The 16721-nt window shown below is 59.0% G+C and carries 17 protein-coding genes and 3 pseudogenes; 7 read left to right on the top strand and 13 right to left on the bottom strand.

The window, feature by feature from the left end; genetic code table 11:
* Nucleotides 1–81: 81 nt before the first annotated feature.
* The 4 genes from MUN84_RS23305 (at nucleotide 82) to MUN84_RS21615 (ending at nucleotide 1183) form a co-directional block, all read left to right on the top strand.
* Nucleotides 82–294: a nitroreductase family protein gene (locus MUN84_RS23305; protein ID WP_262920595.1), complete on the top strand. Its 213-nt coding sequence runs from the start codon at nucleotides 82–84 to the stop codon at nucleotides 292–294.
* A gap of 11 nt (nucleotides 295–305) precedes the next feature.
* The gene (locus MUN84_RS21605) at nucleotides 306–680 is read left to right on the top strand and encodes a nitroreductase family protein (protein WP_262920596.1); all 375 of its coding nucleotides are present in this window, start codon (nucleotides 306–308) and stop codon (nucleotides 678–680) included.
* 97 nt (nucleotides 681–777) lie between these two features.
* The gene (locus tag MUN84_RS21610; RefSeq protein ID WP_244695956.1) at nucleotides 778–921 is read left to right on the top strand and encodes a DoxX family membrane protein; all 144 of its coding nucleotides are present in this window, start codon (nucleotides 778–780) and stop codon (nucleotides 919–921) included.
* 37 nt (nucleotides 922–958) lie between these two features.
* Nucleotides 959–1183 (top strand): DoxX family protein, encoded by a 225-nt coding sequence (locus tag MUN84_RS21615; protein WP_244695957.1) that lies wholly within the window; start codon nucleotides 959–961, stop codon nucleotides 1181–1183.
* Nucleotides 1184–1318: 135 nt separating this feature from the next.
* Here the strand turns inward: MUN84_RS21615 and MUN84_RS21620 are convergent, their stop codons facing one another.
* The 4 genes and pseudogenes from MUN84_RS21620 to MUN84_RS24305 form a co-directional block, all read right to left on the bottom strand.
* Nucleotides 1319–1525: a hypothetical protein gene (locus MUN84_RS21620; RefSeq protein WP_244695958.1), complete on the bottom strand. Its 207-nt coding sequence runs from the start codon at nucleotides 1523–1525 to the stop codon at nucleotides 1319–1321.
* A gap of 95 nt (nucleotides 1526–1620) precedes the next feature.
* Nucleotides 1621–3035 (bottom strand): annotated as a pseudogene (locus tag MUN84_RS21625) (dihydrolipoamide acetyltransferase family protein).
* 167 nt (nucleotides 3036–3202) lie between these two features.
* A complete protein-coding gene (locus MUN84_RS24300) occupies nucleotides 3203–3826 on the bottom strand; it encodes a nicotinamide-nucleotide amidohydrolase family protein (RefSeq protein WP_317239043.1) in 624 nt (207 codons plus the stop codon).
* Entirely contained in the window at nucleotides 3823–4455 is a 633-nt protein-coding gene (locus MUN84_RS24305) for a competence/damage-inducible protein A (protein WP_317239044.1), read from the bottom strand. The genes MUN84_RS24300 and MUN84_RS24305 overlap by 4 nt, the downstream gene beginning before the upstream one ends.
* Before the next feature lie 99 nt (nucleotides 4456–4554).
* On the opposite strand from MUN84_RS24305, the gene MUN84_RS21635 reads away from it, so the two are divergent.
* Complete coding sequence (locus tag MUN84_RS21635; RefSeq protein ID WP_244695959.1) at nucleotides 4555–5388, top strand: DUF4197 domain-containing protein; 834 nt, start codon at nucleotides 4555–4557, stop codon at nucleotides 5386–5388.
* Between the two features lie 291 nt (nucleotides 5389–5679).
* The gene (locus MUN84_RS21640; RefSeq protein ID WP_244695960.1) at nucleotides 5680–6450 is read left to right on the top strand and encodes a DUF4197 domain-containing protein; all 771 of its coding nucleotides are present in this window, start codon (nucleotides 5680–5682) and stop codon (nucleotides 6448–6450) included.
* A gap of 172 nt (nucleotides 6451–6622) precedes the next feature.
* On the opposite strand, the gene MUN84_RS21645 is transcribed toward MUN84_RS21640, so the two are convergent.
* The 9 genes and pseudogenes from MUN84_RS21645 to MUN84_RS21680 form a co-directional block, all read right to left on the bottom strand.
* Entirely contained in the window at nucleotides 6623–6982 is a 360-nt protein-coding gene (locus MUN84_RS21645; protein ID WP_244695961.1) for a hypothetical protein, read from the bottom strand.
* A gap of 238 nt (nucleotides 6983–7220) precedes the next feature.
* Entirely contained in the window at nucleotides 7221–7502 is a 282-nt protein-coding gene (locus tag MUN84_RS24310; protein WP_317239045.1) for an ATP-binding cassette domain-containing protein, read from the bottom strand.
* A 92-nt stretch (nucleotides 7503–7594) separates the two neighbouring features.
* On the bottom strand, nucleotides 7595–7852 hold the full coding sequence (locus MUN84_RS23315) for an ATP-binding cassette domain-containing protein (RefSeq protein WP_262920597.1): 258 nt from the start codon (nucleotides 7850–7852) through the stop codon (nucleotides 7595–7597).
* Nucleotides 7853–7957: 105 nt separating this feature from the next.
* Nucleotides 7958–8757: pseudogene (lpxA, locus tag MUN84_RS21655) on the bottom strand (acyl-ACP--UDP-N-acetylglucosamine O-acyltransferase).
* A gap of 90 nt (nucleotides 8758–8847) precedes the next feature.
* Nucleotides 8848–10238: pseudogene (locus MUN84_RS21660) on the bottom strand (bifunctional UDP-3-O-[3-hydroxymyristoyl] N-acetylglucosamine deacetylase/3-hydroxyacyl-ACP dehydratase).
* A 135-nt stretch (nucleotides 10239–10373) separates the two neighbouring features.
* Nucleotides 10374–11414: a UDP-3-O-(3-hydroxymyristoyl)glucosamine N-acyltransferase gene (gene lpxD / locus MUN84_RS21665; protein ID WP_244695962.1), complete on the bottom strand. Its 1041-nt coding sequence runs from the start codon at nucleotides 11412–11414 to the stop codon at nucleotides 10374–10376.
* A 214-nt stretch (nucleotides 11415–11628) separates the two neighbouring features.
* Entirely contained in the window at nucleotides 11629–13233 is a 1605-nt protein-coding gene (locus MUN84_RS21670; protein ID WP_244695963.1) for a hypothetical protein, read from the bottom strand.
* Nucleotides 13234–13296: 63 nt separating this feature from the next.
* Nucleotides 13297–14526, bottom strand: coding sequence for an HD domain-containing protein (locus MUN84_RS21675; protein ID WP_244695964.1), 1230 nt, complete (start codon nucleotides 14524–14526; stop codon nucleotides 13297–13299).
* 64 nt (nucleotides 14527–14590) lie between these two features.
* Complete coding sequence (locus tag MUN84_RS21680) at nucleotides 14591–14965, bottom strand: four helix bundle protein (protein ID WP_244695965.1); 375 nt, start codon at nucleotides 14963–14965, stop codon at nucleotides 14591–14593.
* Between the two features lie 174 nt (nucleotides 14966–15139).
* Here MUN84_RS21680 and MUN84_RS21685 point away from each other — a divergent pair, with 174 nt between their 5' ends.
* Nucleotides 15140–16708: a PglZ domain-containing protein gene (locus MUN84_RS21685; protein ID WP_244695966.1), complete on the top strand. Its 1569-nt coding sequence runs from the start codon at nucleotides 15140–15142 to the stop codon at nucleotides 16706–16708.
* Nucleotides 16709–16721: the final 13 nt, after the last annotated feature.

The following is a 16721-nucleotide window of genomic DNA, read 5'->3' on the forward strand; positions in this document are numbered from 1 at the left end:
CTCACTGGCTGGGGCTTTTTTCATATCGTCGAAGCAGGTCTCGTCAAAACACCCTACCCCTGATTTTCTTTTGTAACTATTATGAATCAAGACGAAACTACCCTAAGCGCCGCACGGGTAACCCAACTGATCCGGGGGCGGCGAAGCATGCAGCCGGTGCTATTTGAGCCGGGCCGCGTGGTGCCCGACGAGTTGGTGCGGGAACTACTGGAAAATGCTACGTGGGCGCCCACCCACAAGCGTACCGAGCCCTGGCACTTTGTGGTATTTGCCGGGCTGGCCGCCAGAAGCTAGCCGATTTTCAGGTGGAACTCTACCGAACCACCGCGGGCCCAAACCTTCAGGAAAGCAAGCTGGAAAAGCTCACGAATAATCCGTTGCTCAGCTCCCATGTTATTGCCATCGGGCTGAAGCGCAACCCGGAAGTGCCAGAAGTAGAGGAGGTAGCCGCCGTGGCCTGCGCCGTGCAAAACCTGCACCTTTCGGCCGTGGCGCACGGGTTGGCGGGTTTCTGGAGCAGCGGCGGCGTAACGTACCAGCCGGAAGCCAAACCCTTTTTCGACCTTGGCCCCCAGGACCAGCTGCTCGGATTCTTCTACCTAGGCTACCCCAAGCCGGGCGCTGTCGCCCACAGCACCCGCCGCCCGCTACATGAAAAAGTAACCTGGGTGCTGGAGTAGCGCCTGCGTTTATTCTGCCCGCAAAAGCGGCTCGTTGTATCCCAGCGGGCCGCTTTTGCGTTGGCAGGGGTAGTATTCACACTTTTACCTATATAGTATGGCAACTTTTTTCCTCTCGCCCTGGTCGGCCCGGCTGCTTAGCGTCCTGCGCATCGTTTCGGGGTTGTTGATGCTGTTCCACGGCAGCCAGAAACTGTTTAATTGGCCCCTTCCGACCACGGTGGCGGCGCTAGCGGCCTGATGCTAGTGGCCGGCATTCTGGAATTTGGGGGGGGCTGTTGCTGCTGATTGGCCTATTTACCCGGCCCGTTGCCTTCATTCTCTCCGGCCTGATGGCCGTGGCCTACTTTATGGCCCATGCTCCCCAAGGCATTCTACCCATTGTAAACCAAGGCGAGCTGGCCGTGCTCTACTGCTTTGTATACCTGTACTTGGCGGCGGCCGGCCCGGGCCCTTGGAGCGTTGATGCGGCCCGGAGCCGAAACGTTGGCCCAGTAGCCTAGCCTGCACAGAAAAAACACCAGGAAAGCCGCTAAACCTGTCATTCCGACGCCGTTGGAATCTAGGGTAAACCGTTTAACGGTTCAGCCCCGATTCCACCGGCGTCGGAATGACAGGTTTTGTGGCTTTGAGTTAAGCTAGTCCGTGATTTTCAAGCTGTCAGGTACGGGGCCACGGGTTGCTTGTACCAGTTGGCTTTGGAGCTGGAAGTTTACTTGCTCGCAGTCGGCAAAGCGCTTTTGCGCCATTTCCAGCGCCGCTTCCGTGGTGCGTAGGCGTTGGTAAAGGAAGATGATCAGGCCCAGGGCAATAAGCAGGGCTAGGAGCGGCAGCGTTTTATTCATACAAAACAGGGAGGGGCTAAAAAGGACTGAGGGCTGATTATCAAGGCGAACCAGCGCCTTAACAACCAACCCTCAGCGGTTATTATTCTACCAAATTAGATGGTCGTGTTCGGGTCGAACTGTTCCAGGTAGTCGGCTACCCGGCGCACGAACATGCCGCCCAACGAGCCATCTACCACGCGGTGGTCGTAGGAGTGGGAGAGGAACATGAAGTGACGCACGCCAATCAGGTCGCCCTGGGGCGTTTCAATAACGGCGGGCTTCTTCTTGATGGCCCCCACGGCCATGATGGCTACCTGGGGCTGCATGATGATGGGCGTACCCATCACGTTGCCAAAAGAGCCCACGTTGGATACCGTGTAGGTGCCACCTTCCAAATCTTCGGGCTTGAGCTTGTTGGCCCGGGCGCGGTTGGCTAGGTCGTTTACTTTCTTGCTCAGGCCGTTTAGGTTCAGCTGGTCGGCGTTGTGAATTACGGGCACGATGAGGTTGCCCGAGGGCAGGGCCACGGCCACGCCCACGTTGATGTCGCGCTTCTTGATGATGTAGTCGCCCTCAATCGAGACGTTAATCATCGGGTAGTCCTGAATGGCGCGGGCAATGGCCTGAATGAAGATGGGCGTGAAGGTCAGGTTCTCGCCCTCGCGCTTCTTATAGGCGTCCTTGTGCTTGTTGCGCCAGTTCACGAGGTCGGTAACGTCGGCTTCCACGAAGGAGGTAACGTGGGGCGAAATGCGCTTGGAATCGACCATGCGCTGGGCAATCATCTTGCGCATGCGGTCCATTTCCAGCAGCTCTTGGTTCCCGCTGATGGAAGGTACGGCCTTGGTAGCGGGGGTAGGCGCCGCCGCTTGCGGGGCCGGCGTCGCCTGCGGAGCGGGGGCAGCAGCAGGAGCGGCCTGGGGAGCCGGAGCAGGTACTGCGGCTTGGGGCTGGGCGGCCGGGGTAGCTGGTGCGGGCTGGGCCAGGGGCTTTTTGCCGCCGGCTACGTAGTCAAGGATGTCTTTCTTCGTGACGCGGCCTTCGCTGCCGGTACCGGGCAGGTACTCCAGGTCGGCCATAGAAATGCCTTCCTCGCGGGCAATGCTGAGCACGAGCGGGGAGTAGAAGCGGCCCGCCTGGGGCTGGGCGGCTGCGGCCTGCGCGGGGTTGGCCTGCGGGTCGCCGGCTTCGGGCAGGTAGGGAACTTCGGGGCAGGCTTGGTAGCCCCGTTTACAGAAGGAGCCGGAATTTCGGCGCTGGCAGCTGGGGCGGCCGAGGCGCTGGCGGCATCGGTTTCGATGATGGCAATGGGGGCACCCACGGCCACTACCTGCCCTTCCTGCACCAAGATTTCCTGGAGGATGCCCGCGTGGAGGGCTGGCACTTCGGTGTCCACCTTATCGGTGGCTACTTCCAGCACCGATTCATCCTGGTCAATGGAGTCGCCTACTTGTTTAAGCCATTTCAGGACGGTGCCTTCCATGATGGATTCGCCCATCTTGGGCATCGTCATTTCCACTCGTGCCATGCGGTTGGGGGTAGTTAGGAAAAAGGGTGGGGTGGGTTTGGAGCCCCAAAGGTAAGTGAAGTGGTGAAATGGCTCAGTGGTGCGCTAGTGAAATTGTGAAATGGTGAGGTTGAGGTTCATTTGGCCCTGCTTGCGCCGGTTGAACTCAACCTCACCGTTTCACAATTTCACATCTTCACCACTTCCTGCCGTAGCAGATTCAGGGCCATGGTGGTGGTATACTCCACGTTGAGCTGGCGGCCGCGGTTGAAGCTGATCTGGCGGGTGACGGTGTGGTGGGCATCGGCGTAGGCGATGCAGATGGTGCCCACGGGCTTGTCGGGGGTGCCGCCGTCGGGGCCAGCAATGCCGCTGGTGGCCAGGGCCACATCTACCCCGAGCTGGCGGCGCAGGCCTTCGGCCATTTCGGCCACGGTAGCTTCGCTCACGGCTCCGTGGGCGGCCAGCGTTTCGGGTTTTACGCCCAGCTCCCGCATCTTAATGTCGTTGGAATAGGCAATAACGCTACCCTGGAAATAGCGCGAGCTGCCCGGAATGCTGGTCAGGCGGTGAGCCAGCAGGCCGCCGGTGCAGCTTTCGGCGGTGCCCACCGTTAGGCTACGTTCCTGCAGCAATTGCCCCACGGCTTCCTCCAATTTGATTTCACCGATGGCAAAAATATGCTCGCCCAGCAGCTCCCGCAGGGCCGGCAGCAGAGCCTCCATGCGGGCCCGCAGGTTGGGCTGGCCGTCGTCGTGGCCCGTCAGGCGCAGGCGCACCCCGCCCAGGTAGGGCAGGTAAGCCAGCTTCACGTTCGGGGGAGGGCCGCTTCCCACTGCTCAATCTGCTGGGCCAGGAAGGACTCACCCAGCCCCACGGTCTGGACTACTACGTGCTCAATGGCGGGCGTCTGGAAGTGCTGTTGCAGGCGGGGCAGCACCTCATGGGTCATGAGGTATTTCATTTCGTGGGGCACGCCGGGCATGCTCACGAACACGGTGCCCTGGTCCTCGAACCACATGCCGGGAGCAGTGCCGACTTCGTTGAACAGCACGTGGCAATTGGCGGGCACTAGGGCTTGTTGGCGGTTTACTTCCAGCATTGGGCGGTTGAAGCGCCGAAAAATTCCTTCCACGTGCTCCAGGGTAGGCTGGTGCAGCACTAGCTCCGAGTTAAAGTAGCGGGCCAGCACGTGCTTGGTCAGGTCGTCCTTGGTAGGGCCCAGGCCGCCGGTCATCAGCACTACCTGGGCGCGCTGCCGGGCCTGGTCCAGGGCGGCCACAATCTCATCGGCCCGGTCCGAAACGCTGGTAATCTGGCGTACGCGCAGGCCCAGCTTGCCTAATTCCTGGCCCATGAAGGCCGAATTTGTGTCGATGACCTGCCCGTACAGCAGCTCGTCGCCAATAGTCATGATTTCAACGTCGGGAATAAGGGGCATAAGGAGGAGCGTTAGGAGGAGTGCCGGATTTGGCGCAATATTGGCAACCCGTCGGCTAACAACGCCACAACGGCCGTCGGGTTTACTTCTTTTTGTCTTATGACTCTGTTCCGCACCTTGGCCCTCGGCCTCACGCTTACCCTGGCCGCTGGGCACCTGGCCGTAGCCCAAACCAGAACCCCGGCGAAAAAGACGACTTCAACTGCCAAAAAAACCACCACGGTTAAGAAAACCGCGCCGGTCGAGAAGGCTACTACGGCCACCAAAACCACGACCACCAAAACTACCACTACGGTTGCTACCCCCGCGGCCCCAGTGAAAGCACCCCTCACCGCCGACGAGGCCACCGGCGGCCTGCGCGAAGCGCTGAGCCAGGGCGTAACCCGCGCCGTAGCCCAGGCCGGCGAAGCCGATGGCTTTAATGGCAACGCCGACATCCGCATTCCGTTCCCGCCCGAAGCCGAGCTGATAGCCGTTACCCTGCGGAAAGTGCGGGCCGGGGCATTGGTCGATAACTTCGAGGTAGCCCTGAACCGCGCCGCCGAAACGGCCTCCGCGCAGGCCAAGCCCATCTTCCTGAATGCGGTGCAAAGCCTTAGCCTGCAGGACGCCCTCAGCCTAGCCACCAGCAAGGAAAGCGACGCGGCCACCACGCTGCTCTACGAAAAGACAGCCGCCGACCTGCGCACGGCCTTCCAGCCTACCGTGCAACAGTCCTTGGAAAAAACCGGCGCCATTAAGCTCTACGCCGAAATGGTGGCCCGCTACAACAAGATTCCGCTCGTCACGCCGCTGAATCCGCAGCTGGTACCCTACGCCACCGAGAAAACCGTGGACGGCCTGTTCGCCCTGATTGCGGCTGAAGAGGGCCGTATCCGGCAGAACCCGGCGGCCCAGGGTAGCGCCCTACTCAAGCGGGTATTTGGCAAGTAAAACCGGCCATGGGGGCGTTGGTGAACTAAGCGAGGTGTTCAGCCTCTGCATGACGTTCTATTTTAAATCAAACGCTCTGGCTGCCTACCAAGCCTAATGGAATAATGGGATAGTGAGTGAAAAGCCCGTCGTCCTGAGCACAGCGAAGGTTGACGGGCTTTTGTATAGGTGCCGGGGCTTTATATCACTTACTATCGCCTGGCTTCATGCATTCACCAACTCACGGTTTCCTGTAAACTGGTCCGGTTTCTGCCTTGCACCGCTTAGCTTCTGTACTGCTCTTTTACCGCTATGAACTTCCGCCGTTTTTTTGTTCTGCCCGTGGTCCTGCTGGGCCTGCATACTACTGCCTCGGCCCAGCTGCGGCTGCCCAAATTGGGTGATATTCTCAAAACGACCATTCCGGCCCCTTCCACTACTACCTCTACCCGGACGGGTAGCACGGGCAACATCAGCCAGGATGAGGCTGCCCGGGGCCTGAAGGAGGCCCTGACCCAGGGTATCAGCAAAGGAGCCGATCAAGCTTCCAAGCAGGATGGCTTCTACCTCAACAAGCTCATTCGAATTCCTTTTCCGCCCGATGCCCAGCGCGTAGCTAACACGCTCCGCTCCATCGGCCTCGGTAGCCAGGTCGATAAGTTCGAGCTGACGTTGAACCGAGGCGCGGAAGACGCCGCCAAAAGTGCCAAGCCCATCTTCCTGACGGCCATCAAGAGTCTGACCTTCAAGGATGTTTGGGGTATTTTGACCGGGGAAAAGAATGCCGCCACCAATTACCTCAAGCGCACGACCACCGAGCAGCTCACGGTAGCTTTCAAACCCATCGTGCAGAAAAGCCTCGACCAGGTAGGGGCCACCCGCTACTATACCGACCTGACCACGCGCTACAACCGGATTCCGCTGGTTACTCCGGTGCAAACCGACCTGAACCAGTATGCTACCGGTAAAGCCATTGATGGCCTGTTCACCCTCATTGCTCAGGAAGAAGCCAACATCCGCGAGAACCCCGTAGCGCGCGGCACGGAGCTGCTTCGTCGGGTGTTTGGCAGCAAGCAGGGCTAGTAGGATGGTGTACTGATTGTTGATGAGTTGATGTGCTGCTGAATAAGTTTGAAAATTGAAAGGCCCGCTTTCCGAGAAGGAAAGCGGGCCTTTTGCTTGGAAAGAAGCGGATGGCTACCTGTCATGTAGGACGTCAGCGCAGGAGCACATCACAACATCTGGCCTCGGCGCATTAATAGTCGTCGTAGTCGGAGTTGCGGCGGCTGTTGCGGGAGCTGCCGCTGCTGCCGTACTCGTCGTTTTCGTCGTCGGAGAAGTCGTCGTCATCCAAGTCGTCCAGGGAGCTGAAGCTGGTGCTACCGTCGGGGTCTTCGGTGGCTTCAGCCGTGGCGTACTCGTCTTCCGTCATGCTGGCCAGGTCCAGGGCCTCATCGTGGGAGGAGCCCGTATCGCGCCACATCAGGTAGTCGGCGTACTTGGCCGAAAGCTGATCTTCGGGGTTGCCGCGAGTTTTGCTGCCGCCAGTGGTGGCGAAGTCATCTAGCTCGTCATCATCGAAGAGGTCGTCGTCGAGGTCGTCGTGTTGTCTCATGGCCTTGCTAGGGGCGGTAAGGGTGAAAAATCAAGTGAAATGGCGCGGCTACGTTTCAGCTGCGAAGATACGGGAGCAGGAGTAGGGAAGGTTGCGGTAGAGGCCAGGGTAAGCGTCAAAAAGAGGCAAGTCGCTTCCTGTTTGCCACCGCGAGTTTTCTCCCAAGCAGCCGCCGAGGTAGGTACCATCCGAAGGCTGCCGTAGTTCCTTCCACTACGCAGATATTGAGAAAAAGCCGTTAGCGCGCAGCTTTGGCCCCAAAATCAGTTATCAGCAACTGCTCCTGGCAGAAGTCGTACTCCTCTGGTACATTGCTGGAAACCAGTACCGTGCGGCCTGTTAGCGTTGCCCGCACGTGCTCCAGGTACCACTCTACGCCGGTGCGGTCCAGGTTGGTGGTCGGTTCATCAAGCAAGAGCAATGGGGTAGCCGCATACAGGGCCAGCGCCAGCTTGAGGCGCTGCTTCATGCCCGAGGAAAAGTCCCGCACCAGCTTATGGCGCGATTTTTCCAAGTACATCAGCGTGATGAGCTGCTCGGTAGTCAGGCCGGGGCGTAGGGGCTTGAAGCGGGTATGAAACTGAATCTGCTCCGTCAGGGTCAGCTCCTCAATCAGCTCCAGGTAGGGGCGGCGTAGGCCAGTTGGGGCGGCACCTCTTCTACGGCAATGGCCCGGCCCGCGTGCTCGTAGGCCAGCGTCCCGGAGGTAGGTAAAATCTGCCCCGACAGGGTATTGAGCAGGGTGCTCTTGCCCGCCCCATTGGGCCCCAGAATAGCCGTGGCCGTACCGGAGCGGAAAGTGTGCGTCAGGTCCCGGAAAATCCATTCCCGGGCAAAGCGCTTGCCCAGCCCGGTGGCGGTAATCTGCATGGTATAGAGCTTAGAAAGAAGAGCTTAGAACTTAGGGAACGTTCTGACGCAAGCAGTATCAGAACGTCCTCTAAGCTCTAAGCTCTTCAGGTCTCACTTCTAATCTTATTCGATGCCGCCGTTACCGTTGCGGGAGTAGCCTTTAATGACGCCCCGGCCCGAGTTGCGGATGAAGTTAACTACCTCGTCGCGCTCCGGGGAAGGAGCCAATTCTAGCTCAATCTGGTCGAGGGCGGCGGCGTTGTTGAGGCCACTAAGAAAAAGGAGGCGGTAGAGCTGCTGAATTTCGGCAATTTTCTGATCGGAAAAGCCCCGACGGCGCAGCCCAATGCTGTTAATGCCCACGTAGGTAAGCGGCTCGCGGCCGGCCTTCACGAAAGGGGGCACGTCCTTCCGGATCAGAGAGCCCCCGAAATCATGGCGTGCTGGCCGATGTGCACAAACTGGTGAATGGCCGAGGAGCCCCCCACAATAGCAAAATCACCGATTTCGACGTGGCCCGCTACCTGCACCGTGTTGGCCAGAATGCAGTTGTTGCCAATTACGCAGTCGTGGGCTACGTGCACGTAGGCCATGAGCAGGCAGTTAGCGCCCACCACGGTCTTGAGCTTGTCCACGGTGCCGCGGTTCACCGTCACGCACTCCCGGATAACTGTATTGTCGCCGATGTACACGGTCGTTTTCTCGCCGGCAAACTTCAGGTCCTGGGGCTGGGCGGCAATAACGGCGCCCGGAAAAATCTTACAATTTTTGCCGATGCGGGCCCCGGCCATAATCGTGACGTTGGGTCCAATCCAGGTGCCTTCCCCGATTTCCACGTCCTGGTCAATGGTCGTGAAGGGTTCCACTACCACGTTCTGGGCGATTTTGGCTTCGGGGTGGATATAGGCGAGCGGCTGGTTCATTCTGTTCAATTAAAAATTGAGAATTAAGAAGGTAAGAGCGAAGAGAATGGCAGTTCCTGAACGGTCAGGGCCATGTTTAATTCTTCAACCTTAATTCTTTTTCACAATGCTGGCCGACATTTCCGCTTCCATCACCACTTTCCCGTTCACGTAGGCCTTGCCGCTCATTTTGGCAATGCCGCGCTTAATGGGGGCCGTCAGGTCGCACTTGAAAATGATGGTATCGCCGGGCTTCACCATGCGGCGGAAGCGGCAGTTTTCGATGCCCAGGAAGTACGTCCAGTAGTTCTCCGGGTCGGGCACCGTGTTGAGCACCAGAATGCCGCCGGTCTGGGCCATGGCCTCAATTTGCAGCACGCCGGGCATCACGGGGTTACCGGGGAAGTGACCGGGGAAGAAGGGCTCGTTCATCGTCACGTTCTTCACGCCGGTTACCGTGTTGGCGTCCAGGTGAATGATCTTGTCGATGAGCAGGAAGGGGTAGCGGTGAGGCAGGGTAGCGGCAATCTTGTTGATGTCCATCACCGGCTCGCGCGCGGGGTCGTACGTGGGCACGGCGCTGGTGTGGGCCTCCATCATCTTTTTCTTGATGCGCTTGGCGAAGGCCACGTTGGCCGCGTGCCCGGGGCGGGCTGCCAGGATCTGGCCCTTGAGCGGCCGGCCTACCAGGGCTAGGTCGCCTACCAGGTCGAGGAGTTTGTGGCGGGCGGGCTCGTTTTTGTAGCGCAGGTCCACGTTGTTCAGGATGCCTTCCTTTTTCACGGCCACCTTGGGCTTGCCCAGCATGGTAGCCAAGTCGTCGAGTTCCTCGTCGCTCACCACGCGGTCCACTACCACAATGGCGTTGCTCAGGTCACCGCCCTTGATGAGGTTGGACTTGTAGAGGGCCTCCAACTCGTGCAGAAAGCAGAAAGTGCGCGAGGAGGCAATTTCCGTCGTAAACTGGTCGATGTGGGTCAAAGAGGCGTGCTGGGACCCGAGCACCGGCGAGTTGTAGTCTACCATCACCGTGAGGCGGTAGGAGTTCAGGGGCAGGGCGGCCAGCTCTACGGCCCGGGCATTATCCACGTAGCGGATTTCGTCGGGAATCTCGAAGTAGTTGCGCAGGGCGTTCTGCTCTTCCAGGCCAATTTCCTGCAGGGGCTTGATAAACTCGAAGCTGGAACCATCCATAATGGGCGGCTCGGGCCCATCCAGCTGAATCAGCACGTTGTCGATCTGCAAGCCTACCAGGGCGGCCAGGGTGTGCTCCACGGTATTCACGCGGGCCCCGTTCTGCTCAATGGTGGTGCCGCGGGAAAGGTCTACTACGTTGTCCACGTCGGCATCCACAATGGGCTGGCCGGGCAAATCAATGCGCTGAAACTTGTAGCCGTGGTTGATGGGGCGGGGCAGAACGTCATGGTGGCCTGCACGCCGGTATGAAGGCCAATGCCACTCACGGTGACGGGGGCCTTAATGGTATGTTGCTTGTCGTTCATTCTTTGGCTGTTAGCTAATAGCTCCTAGCTGTTAGCTGACGTTCAGAACCGGTGGCCGGTCAGAGACATTAAGTAAAGGAAGCCCCAAGAACTAACAGCTAACCGCCATCAGCCAACAGCTTCCACGGTGTAAAGCTAGGGCTTTTCCGGTTCGGTACGGCGGCGTTCCAGCTGGGTGAGCCGGCGCTCCAGATCGGGTAGGTGACGGAACACGGCGTTGGCGCGCAGACTGTCGCGCAGGTTGAAGGCGGGGGAGCCCTGCAGGAGAATACCTTCTTCCTTGATGGATTTGCCTACCCCCGACTGGGCCGTAACGGTGGTGCGGTTGGCCAGGCTCAGGTGGCCGGCAATGCCCGCCTGCCCAGCCAGCACGCAGAAGTCACCGATTTTGGTGGAGCCCGAAATACCCGTTTGGGCCGCTACCACCGTGTGGCGCCCGATTTCCACGTTGTGGGCAATTTGCACCAGGTTGTCAATTTTGGCGCCCTCCCGGATGATGGTCGAGCCCATGGTGGCGCAGTCGATGGTGGCGTTGGCGCCCACGCTCACGTTGTCTTCCAGCACCACGTTGCCAATTTGCGGAATGGTGCGGTAGGAGCCGTCGGGCTGGGGCGCAAAGCCGAACCCATCGGAGCCGATAACGGCCCCGGCGTGCACCGTGCAGCGGGCCCCAATAACGGTTTCGGCGTAGATTTTTGCCCCGGCATAGAGAATAGTGCCGTCCCCGATTTTGCACCGGTCGCCAATGAACACATGGGGAAAAATCACCACGTCGCGGCCAATTTCGCAGTTTTCCCCGATGTAGGAGAAGGCCCCGCGGTAGTGGTTTTCGCCGATGGTGGAGCTGGCAGCCAGGTAGGCGGGCTCCTCCACGCCGCGCTTACCCGTGCGAGTAGCTTGTTGGTAAAACTCCAGCAGGGTTGTGAAGCTGGTGTAGGGGTCATCGACCCGAATTAGGGCCGCCGTGGTGGGCTGGCGCAGCTCCAGCGTGCGGCTCACGATGACGGCCGAGGCAGCCGTGGTGTAGAGGTAGGGCTCGTACTTGGGGTTGGCCAGAAAGGAGAGAGCCCCCGCCTGGGCTTCTTCGATTTTTGCCAAGCGGTTGATTTGCTGGGCGGCGTCTCCTTCAACTGCTCCGCGCAGTACTTCTGCTATCTGGCCTACGGTGAATTCCATCGGGCAAAAGTAGAGAAATATCTATTTCCCGGCGCGAGGTGCCGCTACGGGAGCCGGCACGGAATGGTTGGCAGGCGGTACTAGCGCCTGATAGATAGTAGCTCCCGCATCGGAATACACGGGGCGGTAAGCGGCGGTAAGCCAAGCCGGCAGCGTGGTTTGGCCGCGGAATAATACTACGTAGTCGTAGCGGGTGCCCTGGGCCGAGGCGGCTTCAAACAGCCACAGGGGTAGCCCGTGGTAAGGGCGTAGTGATGAAAGTAAAGCTTGTGAAACGGGGCATCGAAGTACACGCGGCGCGCCTGCCGGGGCCGGAGCCAGGCGTAGGCTTGCCGCAACTGCTGGTCCTGGGTTTGTGCCCCCCACACGCTGTAGCGAAAGTGGGCTGCCTGGTAGAGGCCGTAGAGGCTGAGTAGTCCCCAAGGCCCACCAGCGCCAGCGGCCGGGACACGCGCAGCCGCTGCAGCACCCACTCACCGAAGGCTGCTACCCCCAGAAAAAAGAAAAACGTGCCGTAGAGCAGTACCCGCGCCGGGCTATACACTCGCTGAACAGGCATAAACACGAAGGGCAGCAGCACCAGCACCGCCGCCGGCAAGGCTACCCGCCGCCAGCGGTGCGGCAGAACGGGCAGCACCAGCAGAACGGCCGCCAGCATCACCACGAAGCCGGGCACGCTCAGCTGCTCGTGCCCAAACAGCTCCCGGGCAGGCTGGTAGAGGTAAAGACCGTAGGACTGCCAGAACTCGGCTAAGTACTGGGGCGCAATGTATTGGTTGGCTGCCAGGGCCCGCAGACCCGTAACGCCGATAACCGGCCCGTAGGCCACGAGTGCCCCGGCGGCTACCAGCAGCGTGGCCGCCGCCAGCCGCCGCAAGCCAGCTAGGTTGCCCCGTCGCAGAAACACCACTCCCATCCAAAAGCCTAAGGAAACCAGTGGGTAGGCGTAGGTAGGAATGGTGTACAAGCCCAGCACTCCCGTAATAATGAACAGCCCCCAGCCCAACTGCTCGTACCGGGGCGCGTGCAGAACGGCCAGCATGGCAAAAAACTGTCCTAGCGCCAGTACAATCAGCAGAAAGTAGCCGCGCCCGGCCATGGCATAGTACAGGCACAAGGGCGAAAGGCAAAACAGCCCCACCGCCAGCGTAGCCGTCCGGAAGTTGGTCACGCGAATCAGGAGGGCGTAGGCTGCCGCGGTGCCTGCCAGGCTGATGAGCAACGTGGGCAGCCGCAGCACCAGCACATCATTCGTAGTAAACCAGCTGCCTACCCAGCAACTCAGGCTAAATAGAATGTGGTTGTTGGGAATGGGGTAGAAGCTGGTACTTGCCACTAGGCCGCCCCGCACAAAGTAATCGTAGGTAGCTACCTCGTCGGTGCTGAGCGGATACACCCGGAAGTAGTACAGCCGCAAGCCCAGCACCCCAAGCAGCAGCAGAGCCGCCAGCAGTTTTTCGGTTCGGGAGGTCTGCTGCACAGCCTGGGCTACGCTGTGGCTGGCTTCCTGGAGTTGCTGGCGCAGCTCCCGAATTTCGCGCTGAAAACGCCCACTTCGTAGCAAATACGCCACCAGTGCGGCGGCCGCCGCCGCTACCCCCAGCAAGCTCCAGCGTAATAGAGCAAGCCGGGCGGGCGTCGCCTGGAGCACAAACTCGGGCATTTCGTTGCGGCCGTAAATACCCTGGCGCAGGGCTTGCAAATCGGCCAGCGAAACCCAACTGTAAAGCAAACCCAGGCTCCCGCCCAGCGCCAGAAAAAACAGCGCCAGCAAGCTCAGGGGCAAATCGGTAAAGGAGCGTCGAAGGAAAGCGAACATGCGCGGCGAAGATGAAACGACGACACTGCGCGGCCAGCGGCCCGGCAACGCAGCAGACCGCCGCTACAGAATTTCCTTGGGGTAGCAGATGTAGTGTTTCTCTACCCGCTGACTGATGGCGCGAATATTGGGCAAATCCGAAGCCTCCGCCACGTTCACAACCCGGCCGCGCTTGGTCAGCACATCAATGGGGTCCTGGCCGTCGGCGTCGTAGGCGTTGTTGCTGATGCGGCCGGCAATCATCAGCTGGGTTGCATCCTGGGCCGAGAGCTGGAAGTGCTCGGCAATCAGGTCCACGATGCCCAACTGGAAGTCCTCGTCGAAAGCCTCCGTCTGGAGCGTGATTTTAAACAGGTGCCGGTCGAGCAGGCTTTGGGCCAGGTAGTTCAGCACTTTGTCGGGGTGGTCGGCCCAGAGCTTCACGGCGCCCCACACGTCGGTATCGTCGAGGCGGGTGAAGCGGCGCAGAATCTCATCGTCCTGCTCAAACTCCCGCTGCGTGACGCTGCGCGAGAGAAAGAAATGCAGGTTGGGCGAGGCGGGCACCTCTACGCCGGCTTGCACCAAGTCGCGGGCCCGCTGCATAATGCGGATAACCATCTGCTCGGCAGACGTTACCGTTTTGTGCAGGTATACTTGCCAGTACATCAGCCGCCGGCTCACCAGAAAGTTCTCGATGCTGTACACCGCTTTTTCCTCCAGCACCAGCCGCTCGTCTACCACGGTCAGCATCTTGATGAGACGGTCGGCGCCGGGGCGGCCTTCCTGCACGCCGGTATAAAAGGAGTCGCGGTTGAGGTAGTCCAGGCGGTCCATATCCAGCTGGCTGCTCACCAGTTGGTGGAAGAATGGCCGCGAGTAGGTGCCTTCGAAAATCTGAATGGCCAGGTCCAAAGCCCCGTGGAACTGGGTGTTGAGCTTGCGCATCAGGTGTAGGCTCAGCTCCTCGTGGTGCACGTCGTGGAAGATGCTGCGCTCCAGGGCGTGGGAGAGGGGGCCGTGGCCCACGTCGTGCAGCAGAATAGCGGCCATGGCGGCCTCGCCTTCCTTGGCCGAAATCTGCACGCCTTTGTCCTTGAGCGTGCGCAGGGCCAGGGTCATCAGGTGCATGGCGCCTAGGGCGTGGTGAAAGCGCGTGTGCAAAGCCCCCGGGTACACAAAGCTGGTGAGGCCCAGCTGCTGAATCCGGCGCAGGCGCTGAAAATAGGTGTGCTCAATCAAGTCAAACAGCAACTCCGTAGGGATGGTGACAAAGCCATACACCGGGTCGTTGAAGATTTTCTTTTTGTTCATTGATAGGGTCTTGGGGGCTTAGGATCTTGGGGTCTTGGAATTTCTGACCTTATCCCTGCGCTCGTCAGTCATGCTTATCCGGTAGGTTAGCTTTTACTTTTTGGTAATACGCTGTAAGCATGCGACGCAGCCTTTCTACGTCGGGCAATATCTGGCTAGCGGTTTCCGTTGAGATATATTCAAGGCCCTGCGCTAGCAGAAGCTGAGACTCCAACTCGCTGGCCGAGCCCATAGCAATGGTTAGGAAACGCAGTAAATCTGGTGCTGACTGCCTACCGCAGCCTTCTGCAATATTATGGGGAACTGACGCAGACGATCGGCGCAACTGGCTGGTAAGACCGAAAAGTTCTTCTTTCGGAAAACTGCGGGTCAGTTGATAAATACGCAAGGTTAGATCTTGACCTTCCTGCCAAATCCGCAGTTTGCGAAAATCGAACATAAACTATATAAACCGAGTAAATGGACCTTTACTAACCAGATCTATGTCAGCTAGGACGGAATCTTATTGCCAGGATTCACGGTAAAGCTAGTTGCTTTGCTGCATTGCAGCATCCAAATGACTTGGGTAGGCAAAACTAAGCCCCCAAGACCCCAAGACCCCAAGACCCCTCTTATGCAACAATACAGCATCCTCTGGGCCGATGACGAAATCGACCTCCTGAAACCTCACATTCTCTTTCTTAAGGAGAAAGGCTACGACGTAACCAGCGTGAACTCCGGGGCCGACGCCCTCGAGGAAATTCAGGAGAAGACCTATGACATCGTGTTCCTGGATGAAAACATGCCCGGCCTGACGGGCCTGGAAACCCTCACCGAAATCAAAGCCGTGCGCCCTACCGTGCCCGTGGTTATGATTACCAAGAGCGAGGAAGAACACATTATGGAGTCGGCCATCGGGGCCAAAATTGCCGACTACCTCATTAAGCCCGTCAACCCCAACCAGATTCTGCTGTCGGTGAAAAAGGTGCTGGACAACAAGCGCCTTATCAGTGAAGCTACTAACTCCGGTTACCAGCGCGACTTCCGCCAGTTGGGCATGCAGCTCTCCGACCGGCTCAGCCCCTCGGAGTGGGCTGAGGTGTACAAGAAGCTGGTGTACTGGGAGTTGGAAATCAACGAGACGGAGGGTAAGAGCATGGCCGACGTCTTTAACATGCAGAAGGACGAAGCCAACACCTACTTCGGCCGCTTTATCACGGAGAACTACGAGGACTGGGTGAACGGCGACGACAAGGACGCCCCGCTCATGTCGCACCAGTTGTTCAAGGAGCGGGTGTTTCCGATGCTCAAGGATACCGGCGACACGCCCGTGTATTTCGTGCTCATCGACAACCTGCGCTACGATCAGTGGAAAGTACTCGAGCCCATCATTGCTGACTTGTTCACGGTGGACTCCGAGGAAACCTACTATAGCATTCTGCCCACTACTACGGCCTACGCCCGCAACGCCATTTTCTCGGGCATGATGCCCGGCGACATCCAGAAGAAATACCCCAACCTGTGGGTGTGGGACGACGACGACGAGGGCAAGAACATGCACGAGGCCGAGTTCATGGAAATCATGTTCCAGAAGGCCGGGCAGAAAGCCAAGTACAGTTATAACAAGGTGACCAACCTGCAGGCTGGCAAAGACTTGCTGGGCAAAATGGCCAACCTGCACAACAACTACAAGCTCAACGTCATCGTCTACAACTTCGTGGACATGCTCAGCCACGCCCGCACCGACATGGCTATGATCCGGGAGCTGGCCGCCGACGAATCGGCCTACCGGAGCATTACCCGCTCGTGGTTCCTGCACTCGCCGCTCTACGAGATGCTCCAGCAGATTTCCGAGCGCAAGGGCAAGCTCATCATCACCACCGACCACGGTACCATCCGGGTGAAGCGACCCTACAAAATTGTGGGCGACCGGAACACGAACACCAACCTGCGCTACAAGCACGGCAAAAACCTGGGCTTCGATGACTCCCGCGACGTGTACACCGTACGCAAGCCGGAGCACATCTTCCTGCCCCGCGAAAATGTGAGCACCGCCTACGTCTTCACCGTCGGCGACTACTTCTTCGCCTACCCCAACAACTACAATTACTACGTGAACTACTACAAGGACACATTCCAGCACGGCGGCATCTCGCTAGAGGAATGCATCATCCCCTACGTGGTGCTCAGCCCGAAAGGGTAGCAGAAGTAAATAA

The sequence above is a fragment of the Hymenobacter sp. 5516J-16 genome, from assembly GCF_022919335.1.
GTDB classification, from domain to species: domain Bacteria; phylum Bacteroidota; class Bacteroidia; order Cytophagales; family Hymenobacteraceae; genus Hymenobacter; species Hymenobacter sublimis.

Excerpts from the sequence above, each read along its gene's own strand:
- MUN84_RS23305 (WP_262920595.1), top strand. The coding sequence starts at position 82 with ATGAATCAAGACGAAACTACCCTAAGCGCCGCACGGGTAACCCAACTG.
- MUN84_RS21610 (WP_244695956.1), top strand. The coding sequence starts at position 778 with ATGGCAACTTTTTTCCTCTCGCCCTGGTCGGCCCGGCTGCTTAGCGTC.
- MUN84_RS21620 (WP_244695958.1), bottom strand. The coding sequence starts at position 1,525 with ATGAATAAAACGCTGCCGCTCCTAGCCCTGCTTATTGCCCTGGGCCTG.
- MUN84_RS24305 (WP_317239044.1), bottom strand. The coding sequence starts at position 4,455 with ATGCCCCTTATTCCCGACGTTGAAATCATGACTATTGGCGACGAGCTG.
- MUN84_RS21635 (WP_244695959.1), top strand. The coding sequence starts at position 4,555 with ATGACTCTGTTCCGCACCTTGGCCCTCGGCCTCACGCTTACCCTGGCC.
- MUN84_RS21640 (WP_244695960.1), top strand. The coding sequence starts at position 5,680 with ATGAACTTCCGCCGTTTTTTTGTTCTGCCCGTGGTCCTGCTGGGCCTG.
- MUN84_RS21645 (WP_244695961.1), bottom strand. The coding sequence starts at position 6,982 with ATGAGACAACACGACGACCTCGACGACGACCTCTTCGATGATGACGAG.
- MUN84_RS24310 (WP_317239045.1), bottom strand. The coding sequence starts at position 7,502 with ATGTACTTGGAAAAATCGCGCCATAAGCTGGTGCGGGACTTTTCCTCG.
- MUN84_RS23315 (WP_262920597.1), bottom strand. The coding sequence starts at position 7,852 with ATGCAGATTACCGCCACCGGGCTGGGCAAGCGCTTTGCCCGGGAATGG.
- lpxD (WP_244695962.1), bottom strand. The coding sequence starts at position 11,414 with ATGGAATTCACCGTAGGCCAGATAGCAGAAGTACTGCGCGGAGCAGTT.
- MUN84_RS21670 (WP_244695963.1), bottom strand. The coding sequence starts at position 13,233 with ATGTTCGCTTTCCTTCGACGCTCCTTTACCGATTTGCCCCTGAGCTTG.
- MUN84_RS21675 (WP_244695964.1), bottom strand. The coding sequence starts at position 14,526 with ATGAACAAAAAGAAAATCTTCAACGACCCGGTGTATGGCTTTGTCACC.
- MUN84_RS21680 (WP_244695965.1), bottom strand. The coding sequence starts at position 14,965 with ATGTTCGATTTTCGCAAACTGCGGATTTGGCAGGAAGGTCAAGATCTA.
- MUN84_RS21685 (WP_244695966.1), top strand. The coding sequence starts at position 15,140 with ATGCAACAATACAGCATCCTCTGGGCCGATGACGAAATCGACCTCCTG.